Source organism: Saccharopolyspora phatthalungensis (assembly GCF_014203395.1).
Lineage (GTDB): Bacteria > Actinomycetota > Actinomycetes > Mycobacteriales > Pseudonocardiaceae > Saccharopolyspora > Saccharopolyspora phatthalungensis.
In genome coordinates this window covers 1,611,262-1,627,629 of sequence record NZ_JACHIW010000002.1, presented here as the reverse complement: position 1 = coordinate 1,627,629, position 16,368 = coordinate 1,611,262, and the positions used below count along the sequence as shown (strand labels likewise).

Genomic DNA, 16,368 nt, shown 5'->3' with positions numbered 1-16,368 from the left:
GAGCCGTAGCCGAATATGGCGAACCGGTCGGCCCGATCCAGGTGATGCCGAGCCTGCACTATGGGGGCGAAGGAAATACTTGGGGCATCTGGACACAACAAGGTGTGTGCGGGCGGCGCGGTGGGAAAGTTCTCTGCGTTACCCCGGGAGGTCTCGTACGGTCCCGCTCGACGGGGCTGGGTAGCTGGGCGTATAAGCCGCGAGGTGAAATCGCTGGTGATGCCGTGCGAGAAGTCGGAGTGATCCACGGTACTGAGGAACCAAGGAACAACAGAAACCTTGGGATCGTCGTGGTGGTGCGACGGCGGGCGGTGACTCAAAAGGCATCGACCTGGGGAAGGGATCACGGTGGAAATGGCGAGTCGGGGTGTGGTGTCGAGTGAGTAGGTGGCGCCGGACTGATGGTTGCTGAGGCAATGACCGAGGCGGCGTTGGCTGAGGAGACTCGGAATCACGCAACGGTGGGCCAGGTAGGAAAGAAACGTATGCAGGTGCGGAAGGCGCACTCGCTGATCGGTCAGATCCACGATCCACGCAATGTGGTGCGGGCGTGGGAGCGTGTGCGAGCGAACCGAGGTGCGGGTGGTGTGGATCGGGTCAGTATTGACCGGTTCGACTGCGAGCAGGATCGCTATCTCACGGTATTGCGACAGCGGCTGGCTGATGGGCGTTATCGTCCGCAGCCGGTGCGTCGGGTGGAGATCGATAAGCCAGGATCGACGGCCAAACGTCCACTGGGGATTCCTACGGTCATGGACCGGGTATGCCAGCAGGCGATACGGCAGGTGCTGGAGCCGATTTTCGAGCCGACGTTCTCCGAGGTCAGCTTCGGGTTTCGTCCGAAGCGGTCGGCGCACATGGCGATGCGTCGGATCTGGGGACAGTTGCAGGCGGGTGGGAGATGGATCGTTGACGCGGACATCGCCGATTTCTTCGGGACGATCTCGCATGACAGGCTCGTATCCCTTGTGGCGGAACGAGTTGCCGACGGTAAAGTGTTGAGTCTGATACGTCAGATTCTCACGGCCGGAGCGCTGCGGGACGGCGTCTACGAAAGCACGGTCGCGGGCACGCCTCAGGGCGGAGTCATTAGTCCTTTGCTCAGCAATATTTATCTGCACGTTTTCGACGAGCGGATGGAGCGGGCTGGATTCCAGGTGACCAGGTATGCCGATGATTGGCTGGCAGTCTGCCGGACTCGGGAGGAAGCGGAGCGGGCGCTGGCGAGCGCCTGTGCGGTGCTGGAGGAACTGGGTCTGCGGATTCATCCGGAGAAAACCAGAATCGTGCACGTCAGTCAGGGGTTCGAGTTCTTGGGCTACAAGATCGGCTTGGGCAAGGGTTTGCGCTTCAAACAAGGTGGTATTGGTTTGTATGCGATTCCCCGGCAGCAGTCGATCGACCGGTTCAAGGACAAGGTGCGCGCGTTGACACGGCGGCGCATCGCGGTGCCTCTGGAAGAGTTGATCGACATGCTGAACCCGGTGATTCGAGGATGGGGCATGTATTACCGGCGCGCGAACGTGCGCAGGTTGTTCAATCGACTCAACATGTGGATCGTGCGACGAATCTGGGGATGGCGGTTCAAACGATGGCGAAACGCCGGATGGCGCACGCTGCCGGAGAAACGCCTCTACGGTGAATATGGCCTGGTCAACCTGCTGCAACTGATTCCCAGCATGCGCGATTACTACCGCCAGAAGGGCTATACCCATTGAGAGCCGCTTGCGGGAAAACTGCACGAGCGGTTCGGCAGGGCGGGCGGAGGTAGCGGACCCTGGTCCGCCGCCTCCCCCGACCCGACAGTGAGGAAGCCCTGGTAATCGGGGCGGAGCGAAGGGGCCGGCTCATCGGAGATCTGTTCGCGCGAACAACCGGACGTGGTCCGGGAGGAAACGAGTGAGCATGTCAGGTCCGCAGGACAAACCGTTTGATATTTCAAAGCAGCTGGTGTGGGAGGCATACAGGCGAGTCAGGGCGAACCAGGGCGCGGCCGGAGTGGATGGTGTGTCGATCGAGGAGTTCGAGAAGGATCTCCGGAACAATCTGTTCAAGATCTGGAACCGGATGTCCTCGTGCAGCTACTTCCCTCCGCTGGTCAAGGCGGTGGAGATCCCCAAGCCTGGGGGCACGCGAATGCTCGGCGTGCCCACGGTAGGTGATCGCATTGCGCAGACGGTGGTCGCGATGGCGTTGGAAACCCGCACCGAGTCGATCTTTCATGATGACTCCTACGGGTATCGGCCTGGGCGGTCAGCGTTGCAGGCGGTCCAGCGGTGCCGGCAACGGTGCTGGAAGAAGGATTGGGTTCTCGATCTTGATGTCGAGAAGTTCTTCGACTCTGTGGATCACGCTCTCATGGTCAAGGCCGTGGAGGCGAATACCGATCAACGTTGGGTGGTATTGTATGTGAAGCGGTGGCTTGTCGCGCCGCTTCAACTGCCCGATGGGACCTTGCAAGCGCGAGATCGAGGAACCCCACAGGGCTCTGCGGTTTCGCCCGTGCTGGCGAACCTTTTCATGCATTACGCGTTCGATCTGTTTCTCGCTCGGGAGTTCCCGGCTGTGCAGTTCGAGCGCTATGCCGACGATGCGGTGGTGCACTGCGCGACCGAGCGTCAAGCCCGTGAGGTATGGGCCGCGCTCGCTGAGAGGCTGGACAGCGTCGGATTGCGGTTGCATCCCGACAAAACCAAAATAGTGTACTGCAAGGACGCGAAACGGCGGGGCTCGTTCGAGCAAGTGTCGTTCACGTTCCTGGGGTATGCGTTTCGTCCTCGCAAGGCACGGCAGAAGGATGGCCGGTTCTATACCGGCTTTCTGCCGGGCGTCAGCCCCGCTGCGCTCAAGGCGATGGGGCAGCAGGTCCGCACATGGCGGATACACTTACGCACCGGACTCGACCTGAAAGAGCTCGCCGATTGGATCAATCCGATCGTGTCGGGCTGGATCACGTACTACGGCCGGTTCTACCAGTCTGCGTTGTATCCCTTCCTGCGACGTATCAACACCTACGTGATGCGGTGGGCCCAAAAGAAGTACAAGCGGCTGCGCAGCTTCAAACGCTTCAAAGCGTGGTGGACCGGGCTCGTCGAACGAGAACCCGGACTATTCACACACTGGGCGTGCACAAGCCTGTTCTAACGGATTCGATGAGAAGAGCGGAGTGACGGGAGACTGTCACGCTCCGTTCCGTGGGAGCCGGAGGGTGAGACTCCCTCCGGCCACCCGACCAACTACCGTACATGCCCGACCGGGGAGCGGTGAATCGCGCATTCGAGAAAACTCTCCGTCTTCTATTAGGGCTTTGTTACTTGTAGATCATCGTGTGGGATGATCTTGGGATGCTGCCGGCTGAGCTTGACGCTGTCCGTGACCGTTTGGAGGAATTCGCGGGTGAGGTGTTCACGTCGTTCGTCCGTAGTGAGCAGCGGGCGAATGGTGGGCTGTATCTGCGGGGGCTGATGCTGGACGGGCGGCGTAAGTCGATGCAGCCGATGGCCGAGCGGTTGGGGGTGGATCATCAGCGGTTGCAGCAGTTCATCACGTCCTCGACGTGGGATTATGCGGTGGTGCGGCGGCGGTTGGCGGCGCGGGCGGTGCAGGTGGTGTGCCCGGAGGCGTTCGTGCTGGATGACACCGGGCATCTCAAGGACGGCGAGGCCTCGCCGGGGGTGGCCCGGCAGTACACCGGCACGGCGGGCAAGGTCACCAACTGCCAGGTCGCGGTGAGCGTGCACGCGGTCACCGATGCCTGTTCGGCCGCGCTGGACTGGCGGTTGTTTCTCCCGCAGAGCTGGGATGATGAGTGCGCGACCGGCGCCGAGGCCGAACGCATCGCCGCCCGGCGGGCACGTTGCGGCATTCCTGAGGATCAGGGGTATCGCCCGAAGTGGCGGCTGGTGTTGGAGATGCTCGACGAACTGGCCGCCTGGGGGCACATTCCGCCGGTGGTGGTCGGTGATGCCGGCTACGGCGATAACGCGACCTTCCGGTGCGAACTGGGCGCACGAGGACTGCCGTATGTGATGGCCGTCAAGGCGGCCGCCACCGCTCATCCCGCAGACGCCGAGCCGGTGGCCGCGTCGTATTCCGGCCGGGGACGGCGGCCCGCACCCCGCTACCAGGACACGCCCGCCACGTTGCGGGATCTCGTGCTCGCCGCCGGACGCACGGGCCTGCGGTGGGTGACCTGGCGGCAGGGAACCAAGAAAACCCAGGGCAATCCCACCGCTGCGATGCGCTCTCGGTTCCTGGCCCTGCGGGTGCGGCCGGCCAACCGCGATATTCCCCGGGAGGCTGACGGCAGTCTGCCGGTGTGCTGGCTGCTGGTCGAATGGCCGCCCCGCGAGCCCGAACCCACCGACTACTGGATCTCCACCCTGCCCGAGGACACCCCGGTGCGTGAGCTGGTGAGGCTGGCCAAGATCCGGTGGCGCATCGAACACGACTACCGGGAACTCAAGACCGGGCTCGGGCTCACCCACTTCGAAGGGCGTTCCTTCACCGGCTGGCACCGCCACGTCACCCTCACCTCCGCCGCCCATCTGTTCCTCACCGAACTCCGGTTGACCAGCCCAAAAGCACCTGGGGCGGCCTGACTCTCTACAAGATCCTCCACGCCCTCCAGGTCCTGCTGGCCACCTGGACAGGCCGATGCCCCACCTGCCACCAGCAACCACCATGACCACCTAACAAAGTCCTACTATGACACTGCTCCCCAACGCCACCTCGCCAGGGGGTGGGTTACGGAATGCTCCGACCTGCCAGGACAGCCCGCCTGAGATTCTGCGTTCCCACGGGCTTTAGTTCCACAGGCCAAGTTCGCCGACGATTTCTGGTGCGGCGAACGGAGTAGTAGGTGCACCCGGGCTGGTGACGGCCGGCAGGGGGATGTCGGTGCGGAGCTGGATGAGCGTTCGCCAGAGAAGAAGGTCGTCCCAGCATTCTCGGATCAAGGTTCCGGTGCGACCGGTGAGGCGATCAAGCCCGGCGAGGTCTTCCAGATGAGCTCCGTCGGCGAGGAGTCGGCTTGCTGTCTTGGGGCCGATTCCACGGACTCCGGGAATGTTGTCCGACTTGTCTCCGGTGAGGGCGCGGTAGTCGCACCATTGGTGCGGTGTAACAGCGTAGGTGTCGTAGACCTCGTCTGCGTCGATGCGCCGCCGGTCCGCGCGTCGTTGGGTGTTCAATGCGGACACTTGGTTCGATAGCAGTTGATAGAAGTCCTTGTCGGTAGACATGATCACGTGTTCGCGTCCTGGGTTCGCGGCGATGAAGGAGGCGATGATGTCGTCGGCCTCCCGGCACGGATATTCAGCACAGGGAATGTCCAGCAGTTCCAGGCCTTTGTAGAGGAGCGGTAGGTCGGCAAAGACCTCCTCGTCACCGGCAACTGGCGGCTTGTAGCCGGGCATGAGAGTACGGCGGTCTGCGGCGCCTTCCTGGCCGTCGAAGACGACAATGATCTCCGGAGCGTCCTCAAGGCTGCGTGCGCCAGCGCGTACGCGGGCGAAAAACCCGAACACGAGAGTAATGTCCCCGTCCGCTCCGGGACCTGATACGGCAGGGAAACCCGAACGCGGCGCGGTGCAGCAGGTTATGGCCGTCGACGTACAGCCTGGGCGGTGCGGTGGCGGGCACGGATCCTCCTTGTGATGCGAAAGCCTGTGACCGCGGCAGCCGGGTGCCCACGACGACATGGACAGCCGGAAGAGTAGCCGATCGAAATTCGATGAAGGAGAACCACATGGGTACTCGGCGCGCCGTCTTGTATTGCACCGTTAATGGCGTATGCAACAACACCAACGGTCTGGGGCGTCAAACGACGACGCTGCTCTCCACGCTTCAACGACACAGGGACCTGCTGATTGGGGCTGTCGGGGCGTTCGATGTACACCTGGCGTGCCCACAGCCGGGGCCAGCCACGTGGGCCTTTGATCCGGCCCAGCTAGAGGCGAGTCGGAGGGCCGTAGAGAAATGGGGCGGGCGGGTCCACGCGTTGCCCTACGATACGCAGACGGAGTTCTGGTCGGTTGCCACATGGCGGGCCTTGTCGAAGGCCGGTGCCCGCTGCGCATGGACGTTGGCGCAGCGCTATGACGAGCTGCTGGTGATCGCTGTGGACACCCCGTTCGCCGGGCTCGGCGAGGCGTGGATGCGGCAGCCGGCCGCGACGCGCGGCACGGTGCATATCCTGCTTTGCTTCTACAGCACCGCCCTGATCGTTGAACGTCCCACGCCGAATCCGCGGCGTATCGAATGGGAACGGCGTGGCATCGAGAGCGCGAACCAGCATCCCGAGATCTGGATCGCCGACATCGGCCGGTTCCTGTCTCGCCATCTTGAAGCGGACTACCGGATGCAGCCGCGCCGACTGGCGCCGTACACGTCCAGCCTCGACCTGACCGGCCCGGACCTACAGCCCATGCCGAGCGGCCAGGCCCGCGCGGTTGCAGCGCGATGGCGGATCCCCCTGGATCGACCGCTGGTGGTCACGATCGGGCGCACCGACCCCACCAAGGGGATCGATGTTCTCATTCACTCCCTTGGCCCATTGCGCAACGAGGTCCACGCCGTGATCGTCGCTGTCCCGTTCGACCACGCCGATCCACTGATCGCGGACTATGCACGCCGGATCGGCGAAGAGAATCTGCGGGCGACATTGGTCACCAGGTTCACCCGGGACCTGCCGCGAGCCCTGTGCGGTCTCCCGGAGACCCGGGTGGTGGCGTGTCCGTCCAGGGGAGAGACATTGGCAAATGTGCCGTTCGAGACGGCTCTGTGGGCGCAAAACGCTGGCCCGGTTGTGGTGGCCCCGCGCCGGGATGGGTTTGTCGAACAGATCGACGACGGCCGCACGGGCATGTTGTATGACCCGGACGAGCCGGATGGACTGACCGAGGCGGTCCGGCGCGGCCTCTCGTTACCGGCCGAAGAGCGGGCCAAAATGCGGGCCGCTGCTGCGTCAAGGGTCCGTGCCGAACGCGACGCCGCCCGCAACTTTGCGCGCCTGCTGGAATTTTTCTGGGCTGCTAAAGCCTGAGCGTCAGCTTTGCGCCAGTGGCCGGACGGACGATGGTGTCTGAGTGCTATTTGATGATCAGTTCGTAGACCGCGCGGCTTTTGTCAGGGCCTTTGAAGTCGGTGATGACGGAGACACCGTTGACGTTGTGATCGCCTGGCACGTTGGTGAAGCCAAGGTTCGTCCACGCGGAGTGTGCTGCGGTGTTGTCCGGTTCTGAGGTGAGGTACAGGCGTCTGCAGCCCCATGTGACGGCTCGGGAGCGCACGACATCGAGCAACGCGTGTACGGCCTGCGCGAAAACGGACATCTTGCCTACGTCCTCGCCGCGGGCCCGCCGTCTCCCGGGGACGGCGTAGAGATCATTCGCCTGCCTCGCTTCGCATTACCCGCACCAGCAACCGAAGACGTTCTCCTGACCGCCCTCGCGAGCACGTCCACGGTCGCCGACGACGCCCGCCACCTGTTGTCCCAAGTGGACGCCGATCTGGTGTGCTGGGTCGACGCCACCTGGGGCCTGGGCTTCCTCGCACCACATCCCGGTATCGCGACCGCCCTGATGATGCGCGTGCTGCGCACCGACACCTACCTGCACCAAGCTCTGGCTCACCAGCCGGATCGAGTGCTGACGAACAGCGAGTTCCTGATCCGTGAGGCCACGAACGCCGGCCTGGACACCAGGGGCTGGCGAGCAGTACCCAACGCGTTGCTGACCCCAGGGACCCCTCCCTCGGCCACGGCGCGAGAACACTTGCGCACCAGTGGCCCGGTGCGGATCGTGGCCCGTGCCGAACCGCACAAGGGCATCGCCGAGCTCATCACCGCCTGCCCGCATACCTTCGAACGGGACGTGGAGATCGTCCTGGCCACAGCCGGTTTCGAGTACTGGCCCGGCATGCAGCAGCAGGTCATCGCCGACTGCCAGAGCCGAGCGCGCGCTCATCCCCGGGTGAGACTGGTGGCCGATCTGCCGTGGCGGGCCGTACAGCCCTTCCTCGCCGGCGCGGCCTGCACCGTGATCGCTTCCACCTCACCAGAGACATTCTGTAACACAGCGCTGGAAGCTCTCAGCGTCGCCACTCCGGTGGTCACCTTCGACCTCGGCCACGTGCCCACCCTGATCGGTAACGCTGGAGCCGTCGTCCCGCCCTCCGCTGGAGCGGCGGGACTCTGGCAGGCGGTGACCGAACTGCTCGCCGACACCGAGGGGTACCAGCGCGCCAGCCAGACCGCGATCCAGCGCGCCGCCAAGCACGATCCGGCCGCGATCGCTGAGCAGTTTCTCCGCGTCGTCGAGCCAGCGCTCCAGCGGAGGGCGGACTAGTGAGCGTCTTGGGACTCAGCGCGGGAGAGCGCGCGTTGGTCGTGGCACCGCATCCCGACGACGAAACCCTGGGCTGCGGCGGAACGATCGCACGGCTGGTCGCCGACGGAGTCGACGTTCACGTGCTCGCCGTCACCGTGCGCGCCGCGCCGATGTGGGGTGGCGTCAGCGACCCAGTCGTGCGCCAGAACGAATTCATCCAGGCGTGCGCCGCGCTGGGCGTCACAACCCAGGCGATGGCCTGGATCGATGAGACCGGTGACCTGGACATCGCCGCTCGGCCTCGGGCCCTCGTCGAGCTGATCGAGCAACACCCAACAGCGTCGCTGGCCATCCTTAAACCGGACGCGCTGCTCATCCCTGCGGCCGGTGGCTTTCACCAAGATCACCAGGTGGTGCACCGGGCCGCGTTCGCCGCCGCGCGGGTCCACGCACGCGAAAGCAAGCACACACCCTCACTCGTCCTCGGATTCCGCGGCGTCGAGGACCACTGGTGCGCCCAGGAGGAGCCCTGGCGTGTCCACGTCAACACCTCGGCGCACTGGTACGCCAAGGAACACGCGCTACGCTGCTACACCTCGCAACTACGCGGCGGAGGTCATCCCCGCGCTATCGAAAACATCCGCACCACCGACGCCGCAGCCGGCGGTGCGCTGGGCTGGCACTATGCCGAGAAATTCGTCCCCTATCGCCTGGCGTACTGACCCATTCCACGGAGCCGTTTCAGCCATGTCGTTACACCGCAAGGAAAACCACCCACCCAAGGTACTTGTCGCGCACCAGCCGTCATATCTACCGTGGCAGGGCTACTTCGCCCGACTGTTCGACGTAGACCAGCTCGTGTTGCTCGACCACGTCCAGTTCGCCGAACGAGGCGTCCAGCATCGCACCTGGATCCGTGGCCACACCGGCGGACGGCAACGACTCAGCGTTCCTGTCCGCCGCACAGGCCGATATCCGCAACCGATCCGGGACGTGGCCATCGCCGACCCGCGCTGGGCCCACCGCCACTGGCGCACCCTGAGCCAGATCTACCGGCGCGCCAAGTACTTCGACACCTACGCCGAGGACCTCCACGCGATCTACCACCAGCCGTGGACAACGCTGACCGCGGTGAACACCACCCTCATCAAACTGGTGTCCCGCGCACTGGGACTGGACATCCAACTCATCCCCTCCAGCAGTCTTGATCCCACAGGCACCAAGACCGCGATGCTCGTCGATCTGTGCCGCCGCACCGGCGCGACGGTGCTGCGTGTGGGCACCGGAGCACCGCACTACCTCGACACGAGGCTGCTGACCCAGGCAGGCATCGCAATCGAAGTCGCCACCTACACTCACCACCCCTACCCGCAAGGGCGCGGCCCATTCGTCCCCAACCTGGCGGCGCTGGACCCGGTGCTGCACCACGGGCCACATGCCCGAGAGATCCTGGCCGCAGGCGCATCGACCCGCACCTGGACGCCGCATGAGCACGACAGCCGACCCGCAGTAACCGGATCTCGCGCGCGTCCGCAGGCGCGGCAGACACACTCACTGATGCCGCTGCTCACCGATCGGCGCCGACTCAAGCAGGCCGCACGCGGATGCATGCGCACGACCTCCAGCCCCGGCGCCGATGGCATGACCTGGCGCAACTACCGGGCCGGGCTAGACGCACGGCTTGCGAAATTGGCGGCACACCTGCACGACGGCTCCTGGACTCCCAGCCCACTCCGGCAAGTCACCTGGAGCCTCGATGACAAAGACCTGGCGATCGTCATTCCAACGGTCGAGGACCGCATCGTGCACCGAGCGCTACGCCAGTGCGCGGAACCGATACTCGAAGCCCACGCGTATCCGGACTGGCTGTTCGGCTGGCGGCCCGGCCGCAGCCGCGCCCACGCCCTCGCCTACGCCCAGCGCCACGGAATCACCAGCCCCTGCTGGGTAGCCGACATCGACGTCACCCGCGCGACCGCAGGCAGCACCGTCGACCAAACCATGCGCTGGCTGGCGGACTGGATCCATGACGGGAGCTTCCTACGCATCGTGCGACGAGTCCTCAACGGGCTCCCATCCCCGCTCGCACCGGGCAGCGGGCTATCCCCGCTGCTGACCAACCTATGACTGCTGCAGGTCGATCACGCCCTCGCTGACAGCACCGTCATACGAGTCACCGACAACTACGTGATCTTCTGCACCGACCACGACGCCGCCCACCACGCATACCGGATGCTCACCAAAACGTTGACCACGCACGACCTCGCGCCCCATCCATGCAAGAGCAAGGTATGGCGCCCAAACCTCGAAGACCTCTTCCTCGCGGGCTAACCACACAGGGGTTCGTCGCGTACCGTGCCCGCTCGGTCGAATAGAAGTCGTCGAAACCGATCTACACCGGCCTACCGCGCGCCATGGCGGCCGCCCTGATACTGAGCGCAGCCAAGTGATTCATGCTGATGCTGTGGCCCAGCCGCTGTTGGAGGAACATGTCGTGTCCACCCGGCTGAGGAGATGCTGCCGATCGCCGAGAGCGAGGCGGTGGTCATCCGCACAATGAGCCGGCGAGCGTTCTCTGAGCTGGGGTCGCCACAACGCCATGACGACATCGACCGCTAGTTCAGCAGCCACCGATGTAGCCGGTAGCGAGATCACGGGGAGCACGATCGCCAGCCACCACGCCAGCCGCGCCTGCCTCGCTCCCACCGCAGAGATGGTCAACAGCGTCACTGACGTCAGCAAGATGATCGGAATGATCTCTACCCCGGCCGCTCGGCCCTGCCCCAACGGGTCAAGGGCCACCGATCGTCCCCGCAGCGAAGACCAGGACCACCGACGTCGGAAGACGTGGTCCCCTTACTCGCCAACGGTTCCGTCGATACTCTCGCGAAGCAGATCGGCATGACCGTTGTGGCGCGCATACTCCTCGATCATGTGGGTGACGATGTAGCGGAGCGAGAAGACCTCGTCTCGCCACAGCACCGTGGTATCAAGCGAACCCACAGCGTCCACCGTGGCTCGCGACCGCGCGCACTCCTCCTCCCAGACCCTGACCCGCTTGTGGGAGCAGATCGCGCCATTTCCCGAGGAAGGCCGCAGCTACACCCGAAACCTCCTGCTGCGCGCACTTCGGGACGCCGAGGCCGCCGGAGAGGGTGCACGCGCGCACGCTGCAACATGGGCTCGGCCTGCTCGGCATCAGCGCACCAGAACGCATGTAACAGCAAGCTATCTCCTTGCTAGCGAAAGCTGGCGCGGAGCGCGCCGAGTAAGCGGGCTGGTTGAAGGCGAAGCCCTCGCGCGTGTTCGACTTCGAGGACGTGCGCGAAGCGTATCGCGTGATGGAGGCTGGCGAGGCCAAAGGCAAGATGGTTGTCGTCCATGCTTGAGCCGCCATCGGTCGACAACGAAGACACCCAAGGCGACAGTCGGCGTTCAGGAGCCGTAGAGCGTGGCGCGTGGTCGACGGGTCCGATGCGGTTCGAGCGATCGGCCATGCGGTCCGTGCAGAATCCCCCGTCAGTCGAGTGCCTTGAGTCGCTTGGTCGAGCGCCGGGCCGCCCAGACGACCACCAGCAGCGCCAGACCGAGGAGCGGGTAGCCCATCGCGATCTTCGCGAACGCCAGCCAGCCGGTGTTGTCCTCGTTGTAGAGCCACTGCTGCACGACGAACCTGGCCGCGAAGACGCTCACCAGCGCGAGGGTGGCGATGTCATAGTCGTGCCGCGATGGCCGGTCCCTGCGCCACGCGTTCCCCTTGTCCCCGAACAGGTTCACCGCGACCCCGACCAGCGGCCACCGCACGAGGACCGACACGAGCAGGACACTTCCGATCAGGAGGCTCGCCCAGATACCCACGAGGAAGAACCCCTTGGCCGATCCGGTCTGGTAGGCGATGAACGCGGCGACCCCGACGCCGATCAGGCCGGAGACGGCCGGTCGGATTGGCTCCTTGCGCACCAGCCGCAGCACGGTGATCGCCACCGCGATACCGATGGCGCTCCAGATACCGCCCTGCAGTCCGAACACGCTGTTGGCCACGACGAAGACCACGACCGGCAGTCCGGTGTACACCAGCCCGGACGGGCCGCCCATCTGGTCGAGCAGCGTCGGCTTCGGGGCCAACTCGGCGGCATGGGGTGTCTCGCCGCTGTTGCGGCCGTGTTCTGGCATCATGTGGCTCTCCTCGGTCTCTTGCGCGGCACCCGCACCCGGTCGGACTTGATGAGCGGAGGGGAAAACGTGGTTCATCAGTCCTCCTCACCGGTTGTCGGGCCGACCGCCCAGGTGTCGGCCGAGGAAACGCTCGGCCGCGTGGAACATGGCGATCAGGTTCTCCGGGTTCGCGAACATGTGGCCTTCGTCGTCGAAGACCGTGTACTCGACTTCCACGCCGCGGGCGCGCAGCGCGTCGACGATGTTGTCGGACTCAGCCTGCACGACGCGGACATCGTTGGCGCCCTGGAGCACCATCAGCGGTGTGCGGATCTGGTCCACCCGGCTGATCGGCGAACGGGCCAGCATGTCGGCCTCTTGCTCCGGGTCGTCGGGGTCACCGACGTACAAGTGCCAATTGTTGACTATCTGGGGCTGCACGAAAGGGGGAAGGGTTCGCATGAAGTTCGCGAGGTTGGAAATGCCGACGTAGTCGATGGCGGCGGCGAAGACGTCCGGGGTGAAAGCGACGCCGACCAGCGTGGCGTAGCCGCCGTAGGAGCCGCCACCCGAGCTCATCCCGGCCACGGTGACTGGCGATCTCTCCGAAGCCGACCGCTCCCTGCTCGTGGTCATGAGCCGCGTGCTCGACCCCTCAACCCTCAATGCCTACACGGAAATGCTGCCGATAATCCCTACCGACCCCGCGATCACCGAGTTCGACAATCTGCCCGCCGACACCGACGAGCAGACCCGGCACGAGCTGGCGGAACGCCTGGTCGCATTCGGCGACAGACTCCGGACCGAACACCCCGCGCTGAAGGAACTGCGCCCCGACGTACCGACCGGTGTACACCCTGCCGCGAGGACGCTCGCCGTAGCTGTCAAAGACCTCTACAACCGCGCCCAAATCGACGTCCTGCACCGCATACGATGCCTGCGCCGGACCCCACCGCGCACGGACCCCACCTGACCGCGTGTTCAGCCGCACGCAACGCCGCCAGCACAAGCAGGTATTCACCGCGCTTGCCAAGCACTTCGACGTCGCTCTCCCAACCGTTGCAAGGAAATTCTGGCGTTCGCCCTCGACATACCAGCTGCGGCTGAACGCTCGGCGCCTACGCGGCTCGGCGCAGGCGCACGCAGGATTCGAGGAGGAGGGCATGGACGAAGGCTTGCGGGAGGTTCCCGCGGAGTTGGCGTTGCCGGACGTCGTATTCCTCGGCGAACAAACCCGGTGTTCCGCAGGCCGCGCGGTTGCGCTCGAACCACCGCATCGCGGCGGTGTCGTTGCCCTGCTGGTTTTCCGCGAGCGCCATGAAGAACCCGCACAGCAGGAACGCGCCTTCGTCGCTCTCCAGGGGCTGCGGGGAGTGCCGGAACCGGTAGAGGTAGCCGTCCTCGCCGAGGTCGCGGAGAACCGCCGCGATGGTCGCCCGGGTGCGCGGATCGTCCCCGGGCAGCGCCCCGCGCACCGGCGGGAGGAGGAGGGCGGCGTCGGGCCCGGTCCGGGTTGGGCTGCGTTGCCAGTGACCGTCCGGGTGCAGGCAGCGTCGCGAGGTTTCGGCGAGGATCGCGTCCGCGAGGCTCAGCATGGCCGGGACATCGCTTCGGTGGGCGACCCGCGCCGCCGTTTTCAGGCCCGCGACGCAGGCCAGCCGCGAATGTGTCCACCAGTCGTCGGCGAGCTCCCACAGCCCGGCCTCCGGTTCCCCCCAGTGGCGGCCGATGGCGGCGACGGCCAGCTGCACGGCGCGTTGCCTGTCGCCGTCCAGCCGCCCGTAGCGGGCGGCTTCGGCGAGCAGCTGGAGAAGTTCTCCGTAGCAGTCGAGCTGAGCCTGGCGCGTGACCCGGTTCCCGCGGGCGACGGTCTGCCCGCCGGGGTAGCCGGGCAGGTCGACCAGCCGCTGTTCGTCGGGCACCGTGCCGCCCTCGGCGGTGTAGGCGGGGCGCAGCCCGTCGCCGTTGGCCAGGATGCGTTCGGTCATGAACGACACCGCGTCGTCCAGGAGCGCTTGTTCGCCGGCTGCGGCTGCCGCGATCCCGGCGTAGCACTGATCGCGGATCCACGTGTAGCGGTAGTCGTAGTTGCGGCCTTGTTCGGCGCGTTCGGGCAACGACATCGTCGCCGCCGCCACCATGCCGCCGCGCGGCACCGTCAATCCGCGCAGCACGGCACAGGCGTGTTGCGCGTCCCTGGGTGCCACGAGGTTGTCGAACGTCGGGACCTCGCGGGACCACGTCGTCTCCGTGCTGCGCCAGGCGAATTCGGGTTCGACCGGGTCGCCGAGCCGACCCGGGGAAAGTTCGAGGACGAAGTCGTGGTGCCCGCCGGCGGGAACGGTCACCTCCGTCCGGAGCACGCCGTTGTCCACTGTGGCGTTTGGCGCGCCGGACCAGCGTATCCGCAGCCCGCCGCTGTCTGCGGTCCAGTGCCCGGCGTCGTCGAGTGTGAGATCTCGGGTGGGGTGCTGGCCGAAACCGGCTCGGACGTCGAGCATCACGTGCAGCCTCACTTCGCGTTCGACGGCCTCGATCCGGCGCAGCAGCACCACCCGGTCGCGCTGGCCGGGCCGGGCCAGGGCGTCCCGGCATTCGACGATGGTCGAGGTGGTCACCCACCGGTGGCGCCAGATCAGTGATCGCGGTTCGTAGTAGCCGCCCCACGCGAAGGGCTCGACGGGTGCGATCACGTAGGCGCCGGCCCCACCGAGCAGCCTTGAGAACACCGCGTCGTCGTGCCACAGGGGCGCGCACAGCCACACGATGTCGCCGCGTGGACCGCAGACCGCGCCCCGGTAGCCGTCGGCGAGCACGGAGTATTCGCGCAGGATGTGAGGGCGGACGGCGTCTTCGTCGCTCACCGGGCCCTCCGCGCTCGTGGGGTCCGGCGGCGCAGCACGCCCAAGCCCACGGCGGTCATCCCTGCCGCGGCGAGGGCGAGTGCGTTGTGGTGGTGGGACGCCCACATCTGCGGGCTGCGCTCGTGCGCCCGGCCGAAGACTCCGCGAGCGCCGTAGTCCCGACCGTCCGTTCCGTCCGCAGGCTCCCACAGGTTATCCGCTCGGGCGGGATCGTCGACATCGGCGTTCTGCTGCGCGGCGTACCCGTTGCGGGCGAGGTAGCGCTCCAGCAGCCCGGGAACCAGGGCGTTGGCGATCAGGGTGGCTACGGTGCTGCCGCCGACCCAGTATTCGCGGCGCTGCGGGTGGTCGGCGGCGTGGAGCACCGCATCGGCGACGATCTCGGGTTGGTAGATCGGCGGCATCGGTTGGGGGTGGTGCGGCAGCCGGGAGCGCACCCACGAGAACTGTGGTGTGTTCACCGCGGGCAGCTGCACCATGGTGGTCCGGATGCCGCTGCGCTCATGCAGCAGTTCGCAGCGCAGGGACTCGTGGAACCCTTGGATCGCGTGCTTGGCCCCGCAATATGCCGATTGCAGCGGAATTCCCCGGTATGCCAGGGCGGAGCCGACGTGCACGATCACGCCCCGATCACGCGGGCGCATGTGGCGCAGCGCGGCCATTGTCCCGTGCACGCACCCGAGGTAGGTGACCTCGGTGACGCGCCGGTACTCCTCGGGGCTGATCTCCTCGAACGGCATGAAAACCGTAGCGAATGCGGCGTTGACCCAGACATCAATGGGCCCCAGTTCGCTCTCCACACGCGCGGCCGCCGCCGCGACCTGCTCGTCGTCGGAGACGTCGGCCGGGACCACCAGTGGCATCCCGCCGGCGTCGCGAACCTCCCGCGCGGCGGCGTCGAGCCCGGTTCGCCCGCGGGCCACGAGTGCCACCCGCGCCCCGCGCTTGCCGTAAGCGCGGGCAACCGCGCGACCGACACCTGCGCTCGCCCCGGTCACCACGACGACCTGCGACATCGC

The 16,368-nt window shown here is 65.9% G+C and carries 17 protein-coding genes; 10 read left to right on the top strand and 7 right to left on the bottom strand.

Going from position 1 to position 16,368, the window contains the following annotated elements:
- Positions 1-416: 416 nt before the first annotated feature.
- The 3 genes from ltrA (BJ970_RS33275) to BJ970_RS33265 all read left to right on the top strand — a co-directional run bounded on the left by ltrA (BJ970_RS33275) (position 417) and on the right by BJ970_RS33265 (position 4,601).
- Entirely contained in the window at positions 417-1,718 is a 1,302-nt protein-coding gene (gene ltrA / locus BJ970_RS33275) for a group II intron reverse transcriptase/maturase (RefSeq protein ID WP_221468362.1), read from the top strand.
- Positions 1,719-1,905: 187 nt separating this feature from the next.
- Positions 1,906-3,144, top strand: a complete 1,239-nt coding sequence (ltrA, locus tag BJ970_RS33270; RefSeq protein WP_184731610.1) for a group II intron reverse transcriptase/maturase — start codon at positions 1,906-1,908, stop codon at positions 3,142-3,144.
- A gap of 200 nt (positions 3,145-3,344) precedes the next feature.
- Positions 3,345-4,601 (top strand): IS701 family transposase, encoded by a 1,257-nt coding sequence (locus BJ970_RS33265; protein WP_184726914.1) that lies wholly within the window; start codon positions 3,345-3,347, stop codon positions 4,599-4,601.
- 204 nt (positions 4,602-4,805) lie between these two features.
- Here BJ970_RS33265 and BJ970_RS33260 read toward each other — a convergent pair whose 3' ends face one another.
- Complete coding sequence (locus BJ970_RS33260) at positions 4,806-5,528, bottom strand: 5'-3' exonuclease (RefSeq protein WP_184731608.1); 723 nt, start codon at positions 5,526-5,528, stop codon at positions 4,806-4,808.
- A gap of 221 nt (positions 5,529-5,749) precedes the next feature.
- On the opposite strand from BJ970_RS33260, the gene BJ970_RS33255 reads away from it, so the two are divergent.
- Positions 5,750-7,045 carry a glycosyltransferase family 4 protein gene (locus BJ970_RS33255; protein WP_184731606.1) on the top strand — a complete coding sequence of 432 codons (1,296 nt, stop codon included), beginning with the start codon at positions 5,750-5,752 and terminating at the stop codon, positions 7,043-7,045.
- A 46-nt stretch (positions 7,046-7,091) separates the two neighbouring features.
- On the opposite strand, the gene BJ970_RS33250 is transcribed toward BJ970_RS33255, so the two are convergent.
- Positions 7,092-7,334 (bottom strand): GNAT family N-acetyltransferase, encoded by a 243-nt coding sequence (locus tag BJ970_RS33250; protein ID WP_221468361.1) that lies wholly within the window; start codon positions 7,332-7,334, stop codon positions 7,092-7,094.
- Here BJ970_RS33250 and BJ970_RS33245 point away from each other — a divergent pair.
- From BJ970_RS33245 to BJ970_RS37380, 4 genes are read left to right on the top strand one after another with little or no spacing between them, the layout of a single operon-like run.
- Complete coding sequence (locus BJ970_RS33245; protein ID WP_184731604.1) at positions 7,308-8,348, top strand: glycosyltransferase family 4 protein; 1,041 nt, start codon at positions 7,308-7,310, stop codon at positions 8,346-8,348. The two genes, BJ970_RS33250 and BJ970_RS33245, sit on opposite strands and share 27 nt — an antisense overlap.
- Complete coding sequence (locus BJ970_RS33240) at positions 8,348-9,052, top strand: PIG-L deacetylase family protein (RefSeq protein ID WP_184731602.1); 705 nt, start codon at positions 8,348-8,350, stop codon at positions 9,050-9,052. The genes BJ970_RS33245 and BJ970_RS33240 overlap by 1 nt, the downstream gene beginning before the upstream one ends.
- 25 nt (positions 9,053-9,077) lie before the next feature.
- On the top strand, positions 9,078-10,457 hold the full coding sequence (locus tag BJ970_RS37385) for a WbqC family protein (protein ID WP_221468360.1): 1,380 nt from the start codon (positions 9,078-9,080) through the stop codon (positions 10,455-10,457).
- A gap of 60 nt (positions 10,458-10,517) precedes the next feature.
- On the top strand, positions 10,518-10,661 hold the full coding sequence (locus BJ970_RS37380) for a hypothetical protein (protein WP_221468359.1): 144 nt from the start codon (positions 10,518-10,520) through the stop codon (positions 10,659-10,661).
- Between the two features lie 525 nt (positions 10,662-11,186).
- On the opposite strand, the gene BJ970_RS39760 is transcribed toward BJ970_RS37380, so the two are convergent.
- Positions 11,187-11,402, bottom strand: a complete 216-nt coding sequence (locus BJ970_RS39760; protein WP_376775185.1) for a mycothiol transferase — start codon at positions 11,400-11,402, stop codon at positions 11,187-11,189.
- 209 nt (positions 11,403-11,611) lie between these two features.
- Between BJ970_RS39760 and BJ970_RS33220 the strand changes: the two genes are divergently transcribed.
- A complete protein-coding gene (locus BJ970_RS33220; protein WP_184731600.1) occupies positions 11,612-11,719 on the top strand; it encodes a zinc-binding dehydrogenase in 108 nt (35 codons plus the stop codon).
- 130 nt (positions 11,720-11,849) lie between these two features.
- Here the strand turns inward: BJ970_RS33220 and BJ970_RS33215 are convergent, their stop codons facing one another.
- Complete coding sequence (locus tag BJ970_RS33215; protein WP_246472125.1) at positions 11,850-12,503, bottom strand: DUF3159 domain-containing protein; 654 nt, start codon at positions 12,501-12,503, stop codon at positions 11,850-11,852.
- A gap of 87 nt (positions 12,504-12,590) precedes the next feature.
- Positions 12,591-13,064, bottom strand: coding sequence for an alpha/beta hydrolase family protein (locus BJ970_RS33210; RefSeq protein WP_246471934.1), 474 nt, complete (start codon positions 13,062-13,064; stop codon positions 12,591-12,593).
- Between the two features lie 10 nt (positions 13,065-13,074).
- On the opposite strand from BJ970_RS33210, the gene BJ970_RS33205 reads away from it, so the two are divergent.
- Positions 13,075-13,458: a hypothetical protein gene (locus tag BJ970_RS33205; protein WP_184731596.1), complete on the top strand. Its 384-nt coding sequence runs from the start codon at positions 13,075-13,077 to the stop codon at positions 13,456-13,458.
- Positions 13,459-13,603: 145 nt separating this feature from the next.
- Here the strand turns inward: BJ970_RS33205 and BJ970_RS33200 are convergent, their stop codons facing one another.
- A complete protein-coding gene (locus tag BJ970_RS33200; RefSeq protein WP_184731594.1) occupies positions 13,604-15,349 on the bottom strand; it encodes a glycoside hydrolase family 15 protein in 1,746 nt (581 codons plus the stop codon).
- Positions 15,346-16,365 carry an SDR family oxidoreductase gene (locus BJ970_RS33195; protein WP_184731592.1) on the bottom strand — a complete coding sequence of 340 codons (1,020 nt, stop codon included), beginning with the start codon at positions 16,363-16,365 and terminating at the stop codon, positions 15,346-15,348. Before BJ970_RS33195 ends, BJ970_RS33200 begins: the two co-directional genes overlap by 4 nt.
- Positions 16,366-16,368 lie beyond the last annotated feature (3 nt).